The 13868-nt window shown below is 67.8% G+C and carries 11 protein-coding genes; 9 read left to right on the forward strand and 2 right to left on the reverse strand.

Annotated elements, in window-relative coordinates:
• Position 1: 1 nt before the first annotated feature.
• A complete protein-coding gene (locus J2W22_RS11100; protein ID WP_307118319.1) occupies positions 2–1546 on the forward strand; it encodes a hypothetical protein in 1545 nt (514 codons plus the stop codon).
• A gap of 3 nt (positions 1547–1549) precedes the next feature.
• On the opposite strand, the gene asnB is transcribed toward J2W22_RS11100, so the two are convergent.
• On the reverse strand, positions 1550–3565 hold the full coding sequence (asnB, locus tag J2W22_RS11105; protein ID WP_307118320.1) for an asparagine synthase (glutamine-hydrolyzing): 2016 nt from the start codon (positions 3563–3565) through the stop codon (positions 1550–1552).
• 206 nt (positions 3566–3771) lie between these two features.
• Here asnB and J2W22_RS11110 point away from each other — a divergent pair, with 206 nt between their 5' ends.
• The 5 genes from J2W22_RS11110 (at position 3772) to J2W22_RS11130 (ending at position 9530) form a co-directional block, all read left to right on the forward strand.
• A complete protein-coding gene (locus tag J2W22_RS11110; RefSeq protein WP_307118321.1) occupies positions 3772–4944 on the forward strand; it encodes a DegT/DnrJ/EryC1/StrS family aminotransferase in 1173 nt (390 codons plus the stop codon).
• Positions 4945–4946: 2 nt separating this feature from the next.
• Positions 4947–5450, forward strand: coding sequence for an acyltransferase (locus J2W22_RS11115; RefSeq protein ID WP_307118322.1), 504 nt, complete (start codon positions 4947–4949; stop codon positions 5448–5450).
• On the forward strand, positions 5447–6406 hold the full coding sequence (locus tag J2W22_RS11120; protein WP_307118323.1) for a Gfo/Idh/MocA family oxidoreductase: 960 nt from the start codon (positions 5447–5449) through the stop codon (positions 6404–6406). The genes J2W22_RS11115 and J2W22_RS11120 overlap by 4 nt, the downstream gene beginning before the upstream one ends.
• Before the next feature lie 54 nt (positions 6407–6460).
• On the forward strand, positions 6461–7594 hold the full coding sequence (locus J2W22_RS11125) for a glycosyltransferase family 4 protein (protein ID WP_307118324.1): 1134 nt from the start codon (positions 6461–6463) through the stop codon (positions 7592–7594).
• 121 nt (positions 7595–7715) lie between these two features.
• Positions 7716–9530: a glycosyl hydrolase family 28-related protein gene (locus tag J2W22_RS11130; protein WP_307118325.1), complete on the forward strand. Its 1815-nt coding sequence runs from the start codon at positions 7716–7718 to the stop codon at positions 9528–9530.
• A 9-nt stretch (positions 9531–9539) separates the two neighbouring features.
• Here the strand turns inward: J2W22_RS11130 and J2W22_RS11135 are convergent, their stop codons facing one another.
• Entirely contained in the window at positions 9540–10850 is a 1311-nt protein-coding gene (locus tag J2W22_RS11135; protein WP_307118326.1) for a glycosyltransferase family 1 protein, read from the reverse strand.
• A gap of 126 nt (positions 10851–10976) precedes the next feature.
• Between J2W22_RS11135 and J2W22_RS11140 the strand changes: the two genes are divergently transcribed.
• Genes J2W22_RS11140 through J2W22_RS11150 form a run of 3 tightly spaced genes read left to right on the forward strand, consistent with a single transcriptional unit; the run spans position 10977 to position 13862 of the window.
• Positions 10977–11990: an SDR family NAD(P)-dependent oxidoreductase gene (locus tag J2W22_RS11140; protein ID WP_307118327.1), complete on the forward strand. Its 1014-nt coding sequence runs from the start codon at positions 10977–10979 to the stop codon at positions 11988–11990.
• A gap of 37 nt (positions 11991–12027) precedes the next feature.
• Positions 12028–13305 carry an oligosaccharide flippase family protein gene (locus J2W22_RS11145; RefSeq protein ID WP_307118328.1) on the forward strand — a complete coding sequence of 426 codons (1278 nt, stop codon included), beginning with the start codon at positions 12028–12030 and terminating at the stop codon, positions 13303–13305.
• Positions 13302–13862, forward strand: a complete 561-nt coding sequence (locus J2W22_RS11150; RefSeq protein ID WP_307118329.1) for an acyltransferase — start codon at positions 13302–13304, stop codon at positions 13860–13862. The genes J2W22_RS11145 and J2W22_RS11150 overlap by 4 nt, the downstream gene beginning before the upstream one ends.
• The last annotated feature ends 6 nt before the right edge of the window (positions 13863–13868 follow it).

A 13868-nucleotide genomic window follows, 5' to 3' on the forward strand; every position in this document is an offset into this window, starting at 1 on the left:
GATGGGCGACCCGGCCCCCGGTGCAGCGGTTCCCGGCCCGCTGATCGGCCGGCGCAGCTTCGTGGCGAGCGCCTTCGCGACGGCCATGGTGCCGTTCGCGAGCTGCTCGGCCGGCGCGTTCAAGCCCGAGGGGCCGCAGTTCACGCCCGAGGCATTCGGTGCCAGGGGGGACGGGATCGCCAATGATGGGGCGGCGTTCGCGGCGCTGTCGGAAGCGGTCAACCGCGCCGGCGGCGGCACCGTGTCGCTGCGCAAGGGGGCGACCTATATCGTCGGCGGCCAGACGCGCTCGGCCGATCCCAAGTCGACCGGCGGCTACACCTTCGTGCCCCGCGACGTGCTTCGCTTCCGCCGCTGCCGCAACGCAGTGACGGTGCTGGGCAACGGCGCCACGTTGCGCGCCGTCAACGGCTATCGCTACGGCACCTTCGACACCAGCGGCGCGATTACCCGCAACAAGATGCCCTATTTCGGCCCGCAGATCGCGGCGGGCTATTCGGCGCTGGTCTTTGTAGAGGAATGCAGCGGGCCGGTCTCGATCCAGGACCTCGAGCTCGACGGCAACATGCGCCGCGCGGTGATCGGCGGGACTTGGGGCGATGCCGGCATCCAGCTGCCGGGCTCGGGGCTGGTGTTCCGCAACAACACCGGCAAGTGGCTGGTCCGCAACGTCCGTGCGCACGATCATCCGCTGGACGGCCTGCTGGTCGATGATCCCGGCGCGCCGAACACGCCGCCCTCGGGTTCGGGCACCTCGGGGTGCGACTTCTACGAGAACGGCCGCCAAGCGCTCAGCGTGGTCGGCGGCGTCGGCCATGTCTTCGCCGACAGCAAGTTCCGGCGGACCCGCCGGGGCACCCAGGTCGGCAGCCCGCCGGGTGCCGGCGTCGATCTGGAGGCCGAGGGCGAGAAGATCGTCCGCGGAATCCGCTTCGAGCGCTGTGAGATGAGCGACAATGCCGGCCCGGCCTTGCTCCATGGCGGCGGCAAGGTGAGCGACATCGACGTGGTCGATTGCCGGGTCATCGGCACCAGCACCTGGGCCTATTACAGCGCCGGTGCCGAGAACATGCGCTTCCGCGGCACCACGATCGTCGGCGCGGTAGTCAACCTGCGCGGCGGGCCCAGGGGCGAGCTGTTCGAGAATTGCCTGATCACCAACGATCCCGCGCTAGCGCCGCGCGGCACGCAGCCCTACAGCCCGGGCGGCTTCCTGATCCCCGACGGCGTGACCGGCGTGCGCATCATCGGCGGCGAGATCCGCCAGGCGGGCGGGACGGGCGGCTCGAACGCCAACCAGGACCAGATGCTGCTCGACGGCGTGACGATCCGCGCCACCCGCGGCGCGATCGCGCTCTATGGCCGCTTCCGCAACTGCCGCTTCGTCGAGGCGGGCGGCACCATCCTGGCGCTTCCGGGCGGTGCCGAGGGCAGCCGCAATGCCGGCAACAGCGAGACGCCCTGGACGCTCACTCGCGGCGGGGTGACGCGCCGCTTCCCGGCGACCTGCGCCGGCCGCTGCCCGCCCCGCAAGGGCGAGGGTTGAGCCTCAGCCTGCCGTAGCCAGCCGGGGCGGGGACGAAGGCTGCGGCACGCCGTTCCCGGCGTCGAGCCAGGCCTGGAACATCAGCATCGACCAGATCGCCTGCTCGGAATTGCGCTCGCCGCTGAGGTGCTGGTGCCAGCGCTCGCGGACGCTGGCGGCATCGAGCAGGCCCTGCTGGCGCAGGCGGCTCTCGTCGAGCAGCGCTTCCGCCCAGTCACGCAGCGGCCCCTTGATCCATTCGCCCACCGGCGCAGCGAAGCCGGCCTTGGGCCGGTCGAACAGCGAAGCGGGCGCGTTGCGGAACAGGAGGGTGCGCAGGATGTGCTTCCCGCTGCCGTCGCGCACCTTCATGTCCAGCGGGATGCGCGCCGCCACCGCGGCGACCCGGTGGTCGAGCAGCGGGGCACGGGTCTCCAGGCTGACCGCCATCGCCGCCCGGTCGACCTTGCACATCACGTCGTCGGGCAGATAGGTCATCGCGTCGACATACATCGCCTGGATGGTGTCGGCGGCCGAGGGCAGATTGGTGTCGTTCGCCGGCATCGCCTCGTCCAGCAGCACCGGCGACGCTTCGCCATGCCATTCGTCGACGAAGGAGGTGAAGGCGTCGGCAAAGCTGTGCGAGCGCATCATTACACCCGCCGCCTTGCGCAGCTTCGCCCCCACCTCGGGCCGGCCCCAGCCGGGCACGGACTGGGCGATGCGGTTCCACATATGGGCGGGCAGCCGCTCGACCCCGTTGCCGATCAGGCTGCGCACCGGCGCCGGCACGCGCTGCGCCATGCGCCAGGCACGGGGCACGGCGAGGTGGCGGTTATACCCGCCGAACAGCTCGTCGCCGCCATCGCCCGACAGCGCGACCGTCACCTGCTCGCGGGCAAAGCCGCTGACGATATAGGTCGGTACCTGCGAGGCATCGGCGAAGGGCTCGTCATAGATTTGCGGCAGATGGGGGATCACGTCCCTGGCCTCGCGGGCCGAGACATAATGCTCGTTATGCTCGGTCCCGAAATGCGCGGCGACTGCCTTGGCATATTCGGCCTCGTTGAAGCCGCCTTCCTCGAAGCCGATCGAGAAGGTGCGGACCGTGCCGCTGGTATATTTGCGATAGAGCGCGACGACTGTGGAGGAATCGATGCCGCCGGAAAGGAAGGCGCCGACGGGCACATCGGCCATCGCCTGTTCCTGGATCGATTCCGCCAGCGCCGCTTCGAGCTCGTCGAGCGCTTCCTTTTCGTCGGTGATCGGATCGGCCAGTCCGGCCTCGACCACGTCGCGATAGGCCCAGTAAGGCTCCAGCCGCATGCCGTTCTCGGCCTTGCCGGGAACCGGCGGCGTGGACTGGGACGTGGGGATCGCGCCTGCGTCTATCGACAGGATATGCGCAGGCAGCAGCTTGAAGATGCGCTCGTAGATGCTGAGCGGGGCGGGGACGAAGGCACGTGACGCGAAGCGGGACAGTGCCCGGCGGTCGATCGGATTGTCGAAGCCCGGCAGCGCGAGCAGCGCCTTCAGCTCGGAGGCGAAAGCGAAGCTGCCGCCGACCCAGCCGAAATAGAGCGGCTTCTCGCCGAACCGGTCGCGGGCGAGCCGGAGCACGCGGTCGCGCCGGTCCCACAGCGCCAGTGCGAACATGCCGGCGGCGCGCTCCAGCGTCGCCTCCAGGCCCCAGCGATCGATGCAGGCGAGCAGCACTTCGGTGTCGCTATGCCCGCGCCAGGCGATCGGCGCGCCCGCCGCCTCGGCCGCGGCGCCGATCTCGGCACGCAGCGCGGCGTGGTTGTAGATCTCGCCGTTATAGACGAGCACATAGCGCCCGCTCGCGTCCTGCATCGGCTGGTGCCCGGCGGGAGAGAGGTCGACGATCGCAAGCCGGCGATGCGCCAGGCCGATGCCGGCTGTGTCGTCGTGCCAGACGCCCTGGTCGTCGGGTCCGCGGTGGTGGAGCGCCTCGGCCATACCGCGCAGGCTGGCCGGGTCGACTGCGCCCCGTGTCAGAAGGCCTGCAATACCGCACATGCTTCATGCTCCGTAACTGGCGGGGCGCCTTGTTCGCCACTTGCGCGTCTATCGGAGCAGCCCTCGGCGCGCCAGTGCCCAGCCGCGCCGAACCGGCGGATGGCGCCTTTCCTTTTCCGATCCGCCCGTGCTACGGGCGCCCTGCGCTTGGGGAGGGGGCTCGCGCCATTCCCGCGGCGTTCGTGTCAAGCAAATGAAAGCCGCCCATGGTTTCCTTTATCGATTTGCAGGCCCAGTACTCGCGTATCCAGGAAGATGTGGAAGCCTCGGTGCTTCGCGTCCTGCGCAGCGGGCAATATATCCTGGGTCCCGAAGTGACGAAGCTGGAAGAGCGGCTCGCGGACTATGTTGGCGTAAAGCATTGCGTTTCCTGCGCCTCGGGCACCGATGCCCTGGTGATGGCGCTGATGGCCAAGGGCGTCGGCCCGGGTGACGCAGTCTTCACCGTGCCCTTCACCTTCATGGCGAGCGCCGAGGCGATCGCCACCGTCGGCGCGACGCCGATCTTCGTCGATGTCGAGGCGGACAGCTTCAACATCGATCCCGCGGCGCTGGAGCGCGCAGTGAAGGCGCTGGCCGCTGCCGATCGCTCGATCCACCCGCTGCCGCGCATCTCCGACGAGGAACTGAAGGCGCTCAAGCCCAAGGGCATCATCGCGGTCGACCTGTTCGGCCTGACCGCGGACTATGCCGCGCTCAACGCCATTGCCGACGCGAACGGCCTCTTCGTCCTCGAGGACGCCGCGCAGAGCTTCGGCGCGAGCGCCAACAATGCGCGTGCGGGCGGCCTCGCCGAGATCGGCTGCACCTCCTTCTTCCCGGCCAAGCCGCTCGGCTGCTACGGCGATGGCGGCGCGATCTTCACCAACGATGCGGCCTTCGCCGAAGTGCTCCGCTCGATCCGCGTGCACGGCCAAGGCTCGGACAAGTACGACAATGTCCGCCTCGGCATCACCGGTCGCCTCGATGCGATCCAGGCGGCGATCCTGCAGGTCAAGCTCGATGTGTTCGACGACGAGATGGTCCAGCGCCAGCGCGTCGCGGAGAGCTATCGCAAGGCGATCGCGGCAAGCGGGCTCGACCTCGTCGCGCCGGTGGTACCCGGCCACCAGGTGAGCGCCTGGGCGCAGTACACCGTGGTCGCCAAGGATGCCGCCGCGCGCAGCGCCTTCCAGAAGAAGCTCGCCGACAAGGGCCTGCCCACCGCGATCTACTATCCCAAGGCGCTGCACCAGCAGCAGGCCTTCGCCTATCTCGGCTATGCCGATGGCGATTTCGCCGTCTCCGAGGATCTCGGCGGCCGCGTGTTCAGCCTGCCGATGCATCCCTATCTGCCGGATGCGGAGATCGAGACCATCGTCGAAGCGATGAAGGGCTGAGCGTGGCCGACAACGTCTATATCCACCCCACCGCGAGCGTCGATGCGCGCGCGGAGATCGGGGAGGGGACGCGCATCTGGATCAACGTCCAGGTGCGCGAAGGCGCCCGGATCGGCCGGGACTGCATCCTGTCCAAGGACGTCTATGTCGATCACGCCGTGATCATCGGCGATCGCTGCAAGATCCAGAACTCGGTGTCGGTCTATAACGGCGTGACGATCGAGGACGAGGTCTTTGTCGGCCCCAATGCCTGCTTCACCAACGACAAGGTGCCGCGCGCCAACAATCCGGACTGGAAGGTCACGCCGACCCTGGTCCGCCGCGGCGCGAGCATCGGGGCGAACGCCACCATCGTCTGCGGATCGGTGATCGGCGAGTTCGCCATGATCGCGGCCGGCGCGGTGGTGACCAAGGATGTCGAGCCCTTCGCGCTGATGATGGGCAATCCGGCGCGCTGCGTCGGCTATGTGGATGAGGCGGGCAACCGCGTGGAGGGCAGGCCGTGAACGCAACCGCACCGGTACGCATCGGCATCATCGGCCTCGGCCGGATGGGCCAGAACCATCTTCGTATCCTGTCGCTGCTCGCCGGCGCCGACCTGCGCTTCGTCTACGACCTCGACGCCGACAATGCGCGCCGGATCGTCGGCAGCACGGGCGTCGCCGTCGCGACCGACATCGAGCAGGCGCTGAGCGAGGTCGAGGCGGTGGTGATCGCCAGCCCGACCACCACGCACCAGGCCTATATCGAGCTGGCGGCGCAGCACGTCTCGAACATCTTCGTCGAGAAGCCGGTCACCGACCGGCTCGAGACATCGCTCGCGATGCGCGATTTCGTCGAGAGCCGCGGCCTCAACTTCCAGGTCGGCCTGATCGAGCGCTTCAACCCTGCGGTCGACCAGATGAAGAAGCTGCTCGACCGCTCGGAGCAGGTGGTCAGCGTCGATTTCGTGCGGACCAACAAGCTGAGCGCGCGGATCACCGATGTCGACGTGGTCACCGACCTGATGATCCACGACATCGACCTGGCGCTCTACCTGAACGGCCCCACCGTCGCGGTCTCCGCGCACGGCGTCGCCGAGGGGCCGATGATCGACTATGCCGCGGCGCTGCTCACGCACGCCAATGGCCGCTTCTCGCGGATCCAGGCGAGCCGGATCACCGACAAGAAGATGCGCAGCATCCAGGCCACCTGCAAGGACATGTTCGTCGACTGCGAGCTGCTCCGCAAGGAGATCACGCTCAGCCGCCAGTCCGAAGTCGAGCAGCGTCCGGGCGAGCCCTATCGGATCACCGCGCTGGAGGAGAAGATCGAGGTCCAGCCGCGCGAGGCGCTCCAGCTCGAGCTCCAGGCGTTCCTCGGCTCGTGCCGCGGCAATCCGGCGCCGGGCGCGCCGGGCGTGCGCGAGGGTGTCGATGCGATGATCGTCTGCGACCAGATCCTGAAAGCGATCCTTGGCTGAGGCACTGGCCGACCCGCGTCCGGTCCGCATCGCGGACCGGCAGGGGATGCGCGCATGAAGATCACCCATGTCATCCCCGCGCTTACCAAGGGTGGCGCGGAGCGGGTGCTGATCGACCTGGCCAATGAGGCGAGCGCCGCCGGGCATGCGGTGACGGTTGTCGTCGCGCATCCCGAGGATCCCGCGCTGGGCGAAGGGATGCTCCGCCCGGAGATCATGGTGCGCCACATGCGCGGCGCGCCGTCGCGTTACCGGCGCTATCTGCGGCTCCCGGCCTGGCTGCTCGCCAACTGGTCCTGGCTGCGCGAGCAGGACGTGGTGCACTGCCACCTCACCTTCGCCGCCGCGCTCGGCACCCAGCTGCGTTGGCTGCGGCGGGTCACCGGATCGAAGCGTCCGCGCATCGTCGAGACCTTCCACGGCGTCGGCATGCCGATCCGGCGGCGGCAGCTAATCCTGTCGACCTTCCTGGCGCGCGGCCGCGATGGCCTGGCGCTGATGGCGCGCGATGCGCACTGGACGCGCTTCGCCGAGCGCAACCCGGCGTTGCCGCTGGCGATCATCCCCAATGGCGTGGCGGTGGACGATGCCCCCGTGGGCGCCGCGGAACGCGCGGCCTATCGCGAAGGGCTTGGCATTCCCGCGGATGCACCGCTGGTCGGCACGATCGGGCGCGTCCAGGCCGAGCGCAACCCGCTGGCGATCGTCGCCGCCTTTGCCGGCATCGCCCGCCAGGCCGGCGAGGGCGTCCATTTCCTGATGGGCGGCACCGGGCCGATGCTCGATGCGGTGCGCGCCGAGGGCGAGCGCCTCGGCATCGGGGACCGGCTGCATCTGCCCGGGATGGTGCTCAGCCCGCGCACGGCTATGGCGGCGATGGACGTCTATGTCAGCGTCAATGTCGGCCCGATCACCGGCATTGCCGGGCTCGAGGCGGCCGCCGGCGGCACCCCGGTCGTCGCGGTGCAGGCGCTGGCCGAGCATCGCCGCGGAGAGGCGGACTGGATCTGGTCGGATCCCGATCCGGCGCTGGTGGCGCAGGAAGCCGCGCGCCTGCTCGCCGATGCCGGCGAGCGCACGGCGCTCTCCCAACGCCAGCGCGCCCATGTGCTCGCCCATCACAGCGCCGGGGCGATGGCCCGCGCCTATGAGGCGCTCTACGCCCGCGCCGGAGCGGAATCGCGCTGATCGACCTGCGTTAAGGATTTTGTTTCGGAAACGTACCGGTCAGACACATGTGTTTGCTTGCAATATAGGATTTGAGGGTGTGACCTCCTGCGTGGGATCCCCACCATGATGGAGGCAAGACATGCCATTCAACGGTTCCGGTACCTATGTTCCGCCCGCGCCCCCGGTATTTCCGGCCGATCCGCTCGTGCCCATCCCGCCGGCCGACTATAACACCACCATTCTCGACATCGCCGATGCGCTGAGCGACTGCCTCACCCGTGACGGGCAGGCGGGGATGACCGCCGACCTCGACCATGGCGGCTATCGCGGCACCAACATGGCCTGGCCGGTCGACCCGACCGATGCGGCGAGCAAGGACTATGTCGACAATGTCTCGGCCGGCCTGGTCGATGCGGCGATGGCCCCGTTCGGCATCGTGCCCCTGCTGCCCTGCGACCCGCTCGACGACGCAGCGTTCGCGATCAACGCGGCGCTGCAGGATTGCGCCTCCGGCATCGTCGTGCTGCCGGCAGGGACGTTCGGCATCGCCTCGTCGATCGTTCTCGAAACCGGCAAGACCCTGCGCGGCGCTGGCGCCGGCCTGACCCGGATCGTCGCGCTCGACAGCTTCGACGACACGGTCAGCACCAACGGTCTGATCTACATGCCTCCGGACGTCACCGACGTCGCGGTGCACGATCTGGCCGTGGACGGCGCCAAGATACGAGCATCCGGCGACACGGTGCGACTGACCGGCTTCCAGATGCGCGGCCAGCGCTTCGTGGTCGAGCGGACCAGCTCGTCCAACTGCACCGGCTATGGCCATTTCGCGCAGGGCGATCCGGGCGGCTTCTTCTTCGCCTCGGGCACCTTCCGCGATTGCTGGAGCTATAATTGCCAGATCAACTTCGAGCAGACCGCGTCGGATGGCGTGCTGCTGGAGAACTGCCACGCCCGTGACGGCGATGGCGACCTGATCGGGACCTATTTCCACCCGCTCACCCAGTCGCGCAACATCACCTATATCGCGTGCAGCGCCACCGGTAACGCCTTTGCCGGCATCGAGCTGATCGCCGATGCCTCGGGGCCGATGGACAATATCCGGATCATCGGATGCACCATCCAGATGCTCGGCGCGGTCCCTGCGCTCGTGCAGTCCGGGGTGAGCCAGGTCACCAACCTCCAGCTCCTCGCCAGCAGCTTCAGCTGCGTCGGCGGCAGCGGCGCGGTCGACATGTCCCGGGTCGAAGGCAGCGCGGTGCAGTGCATCTTCGACGGCGGCGCGATCGGCTCCGACTGGACCGAGTCCACCATGTCGTTCACCAACTGCAAGTCGATCGGGCGCGTCGATCCAAGCGGCAGCGCCTCGGCCTATGGCATCAACGTCACCGACGGGAGCAGCCTGCGCTGGTCGGGCGGATCGCTCGAGGCCTATGGCCCGGCAAACGGGCGGTTCTGGACGAGCGTCTCCAGCGACAGCCGCTTCATCAAGACCAACGACACCAGGCTGGTGCCCGCGGGCCCCAATGCGAGCTTCTCGGCGGCGAACCTCGTGCTGACCGCCAATCGCACCGGGCTCGATCTGTCCGCCGGCCCGCCGCTCAACTGGGACACGGCGGCCTTCGATACCGATGGCTATTTCAATTCAGCCACGCCCAGCCGCCTGACCATCCCCAGGGGCATCAAGCGGGCGATCATCAACGCCAATGTCACCGTGCAGGACCTGGTGACCACGGCGACGATCCAGATGAGCCTGGTGCGGAACGGCAACAAGCCGCTTTCGACCAGCGTATCGAGCAATGTGCTCGCCCAGGGCATGTCCTATAGCTCGGGCGTCATCGATGTGACGGCGGGCGACTATTACGAAGTCTGGGTGGGCGTATCCGGCGACACGGCGGTCAACATCCCGTCGCTGCGGTGCAATTTCAGCATCCAGGCCGTCGACTTCACCTGACCTGCAGGCTCACCCGCGCTTTGCGGTGCGGGTGAGCAGCTTGGTGTACTCGGCCCGCTCATGGTCATCGAGCGCCTGCGGGTCGAGTATCGCCAGTGCCCGCCCGCGTGCCGCCCGGCCCATCGCACTGGCATAGTCCCGATCGCGCAGCAGCTTGAGCGCGCGGCGGCCAAGCTCCTCGGGCTCGCGGAACGGCACCAGCTCGCCGGTCTCGCCGGTCTGGACGAGGTCGGCTTGCCAATCGAGGTCATAGGCGACGATCGGCGCGCCACCCAGAGCCGATTCCGACAGTGCCCGGCCGGTCAGCGGCGAGATCACCGCGCCGGAGAAGGCATTGAGCTGGGCAAGGCCGCGCTGGTTCTGGTTGCCGATGAAGCGGACATGTTCGGCCACGCCAAGCGCCTGCGCCATCGCCTCCAGCTCGTCCCGCATCGGGCCGTCGCCGGCATAGGCGAGGTCGATGTCGCCCATCTCGGCGCGGACCAGCGCGAATGCCTTCAGCACGTCCTCGGGATATTTGAGCGGCTGCAGCCGGCCGATGCACAGCAGATACTGGCCTGGACGCAGGCCAAGCCCCTCGAAGAATGCGGTGTCGCAGGTGCGCGCCTCGGGGGCCTCGAGATGCTCGGGGGCGAGCAGGTTGCCGTAGCGGAAGATCGTCACGCGATCGGGATGCGCGCCATTGGCGAGCGAATAATCGACATTGTCCTGGTTCGGCGCGGCGACCAGGTCGGCGCGCGGCAGGATGAAATGCTCGATCCGCTTCTCCATCGCGATCGTCCGGAACAGCTTGGGATAGAGCGGCCGGCCGGTATTCTCGCGGATCTTGTCGTTGTTGCCATTGACCCGGATCAGCATCGGCACCCCGGTGAGGCGCGCAAGCGCCAGGCCGAACAGGCCGAGATAGAGCGGATCGCCGACGCGGATCACTTCGATCCCCTCGCGGCGGATCAGCCGCCACAAAGTGAAGAACAGCGCCGTCTGGCTGATCAGGAAGTTGATCGGGAACACCCGTGACAGCCAGGAAAAGGCGCCGATCTTGCCCTCGATGAAGGTGTGGCGCGGTCCAAGCTCGTGCCAGTCCGGCTTGCCGAAGCGCTTTGCCCAGCCCGGCGAGGTCATCAGGCTCGCCATCGGGTGGACGCTCCACACATGGCGGAAGAAACCGTCCAGGTCGCGGCAGGTCACCGAATTCTCGAGCCCGCGCTCGCGGATCATCTCCAGCGTGTAGGACATGTCCAGCACGAGCAGCGAAGGGCGGCGCGCCGCCTTGTCCTGGGCTGGGGCTCCGGCGTCGATATCGGTGGCGGCGATCGGCATGTGCCGGGCCCTAGGGCCATGCAGCGGCGTGCGCAACGCGTGACGTCGCATTGACCCGCGCCCGGCGCTGCCGCTAATGCGGCCGCCAGACGGCCCTCCGGGCCTTTCCAGTTTCAAGGGGTTCAGATGACGGACGTCGATACCGCGCAGCTTGCAGGTCGTAAGGTGATCGTGACCGGGGGTGCCGGCTTCATCGGGTCGCACCTGTGTGAGGCGCTGGTCGATATCGGCGCCGAAGTGATCTGCATGGACGATCTCTCGGCCGGCAAGCGCGACAATGTCGCGCATCTCGAGAACCGGTCGAACCGCCCGAACTTCCGCTTCGCCGAGCTCGATGTGTGCGACAGCGGGCCGGCCATGGATGCGGTGTTCGAAGGTGTCGATACCGTCTTCCACAATGCGGCGTCGAAGAAGAACATCTGCCTGATCAACCCGCACCGCGATCTCGACGTGAATGCCGGCGGCGCGCTCAACCTGCTGCAGATGTCGATGAAGCACGGCGTCCGCAAGTTCGTCCAGGCATCGACCGGCTCGGTCTATGGCGAGCCGCAGATCTTCCCGACCACCGAGACGCACCCCTTCGAGCCGGTCTCCTATTACGGCGTCTCGAAGCTGGCCGGCGAGCGCTATGTCGACGTGTTCCACAAGCTCTACGGGCTCGACACGACGATCCTGCGCTATTTCCACGTCTATGGCCCGCGCCAGGAATCGAACGAGTTCGGCGGCGTGGTCTCGATCTTCCTGCGTCGGATCACCCAGGGCCAGAACCCGATCGTGTTCGGGCATGGCGAGCAGGTCCGCTCGTTCACCTGGGTCAAGGATCTGGTCGAGGCCAATCTGCGCGCCGCGCTGAGCCCGCGTGCCACCGGCCAGGCGTTCAACGCTGCCTCGGGCATCCGCGTGACGATCAACGAGCTCGCCAAGGGCATGCTCGAGATCCTAGATCCCCAGCAGAAGCTGGCGGTCGAGCATGGTGAGCCGCTGATCGGCGACATCATGGAATTCGACGTGTCGAACACCAAGATCCGCGAAGAGCTCGGCATCGAGTTCGAGGGCGATTTCTGGGGCACGCTGAAGACCGCGCTGGCGGATATCGACTCTTTCCTCGGAAAGACCGACAAGGCCGAAGCCGCGGCCTGAGGGGCCTTTCTTCCTCCCGCGGCGGAAGCAGGGGTTCGTGGACCGGCGCCAATATCTCAAGCACTTCATGGTGCTATTCAGCGGCACGGCCGGTGCGCAGCTCGCCAATCTGGCGAGCTACCCGCTGCTCGGGCGGCTCTATTCCCCGGTCGATTTCGGTGTCTTCGCCATGTTCGTGGCGGTCTCCGCGATCCCCGGGGCGATCGCCTGCGGCCGCTTCGACCTGGCGGTGCCGACCGCGCCCAAGGCGGGGCGCTATGCCATCTACTGGCTGTGCCTTGCGATCGCGGCGGGGATGGGGCTGGTCTCGACCGCGGGCTCGGCGCTCTACTGGGGGCTGACGGGCGCCGGGGTGTCGCCGGTGCTGCCGCTGATGCTCGGCCTGTGCGTGTTCCTCACCGGCTTCTGCGCGGCCTCGTCGCTCTATCTGATGCGGCACGACGCCTATCGGCTCAATTCGGCCTCGCTGCTGCTGCGCACCGGCGGCACGGTGCTCGTCCAGATCGGGCTGGCCTTTGTCTGGCGCGATCCGATGTCACTGATCGTCGGCTTCACCGCCGGCTTCGCCGCGCAGGCGCTGCTGCTGGCCTGGGCGGTCTGGCGCTTCGTCCCGCCCAGGCGGCCGCGCCTGTCGCAGATGCGGGCGATGTTCGCGCGCTATCGCCGCCAGGTGACGGTCGATATCCCCAGCACCTTCATCGCCGCGGTATCGCTCAATCTGCTCACGTTCCTGCTGCTTTCGCTCTACGGAGAGCAGGCTGTCGGCTATTACTCTCTCGGAAACCGTATCGCCATCCTCCCCCTCCAGCTCTTCAACGACGCGCTGAGCCAGGTTTTCTTCCAGAAAGCCGCGCGCGCGCAGGAGGAACGGGGCGATTTCTGGAACGAGATGAAGTTCAACGTCATCGCCTCGGGCCTGCTCTCGATCGGCGTGCTGTGCGGCGTATGGCTGCTCGCCAAGCCGTTCATCACCATCTATCTCGGCCAGCGCTGGGCGCCTGCCGGCGATATCCTGATCATCCTGGCGCCGATGCTGGCGGTGCGCAGCCTCTGCATGTCGATCGGCACCACGGTGTTCGTGCTGCGCCGGGCGCACTGGCTGCTGCTGCACAACATCGCCAATGCCGCCGTGCTGGGCCTTGCCTATGTGATCGCGCGGGCCAGCGGGCTGGAGCTGAACGGCTTCCTCTGGCTGGCCGCGGGCCTGCTCATCGTCGAATATGGCGCCTTCGCGCTCTGGCTCATCCTGGCGGCCTGGCGCGGGCGGAAGCAGCCCGTGTCGGGCCCTCTCGTTGCGAGGCGCGTGCCCAAATGACCGAGACCAGCCAGCCCTTGCCCGCCCCGCGCGGGCCGGAATCGCTCTCGGTGGGGGCCAAGCTCGCCTATCGCGCCTATCTCGCCACGGCGCGACTGGAGGCGAATGGCTGGATGGGCCCGCGCGCCCGGCTGGTCGATACGATGCTGGGCCGGCGCCACGCGGCGCTGTTCGTCTTCCCGAACGTGTTCATCGAGGATTATTACGGCCTGCAGCTGGGCGATCACGTCTCGATCAACCGCAGCTGCAACATCTCCGCGGGCGGCGGGCTGACGATCGGCGACCATGTCGCGATCGGTCACGCGACCTCGATCATGACCACCAATCACGGCTTTGCCGATCCTGCCGCGCCGATCAAATATCAGCCGGTCGACCGCGCGCCGGTCGTGATCGGCTCGAATGTATGGATCGGCGCCAATGTGACGATCCTGCCGGGCGTTACGATCGCCAGTGGCACGGTCATCGCGGCGGGGGCGGTGGTGACGCGATCGGTCACCGAACCCGACACGATCATCGGCGGCGTGCCCGCGAAGCGGCTCAAGAGCCGCTTCGACTGATCCGCC

The sequence above is a fragment of the Sphingomonas kyeonggiensis genome, assembly GCF_030812785.1.
In the GTDB taxonomy this organism is placed as follows: Bacteria; Pseudomonadota; Alphaproteobacteria; order Sphingomonadales; family Sphingomonadaceae; genus Sphingomonas; species Sphingomonas kyeonggiensis_B.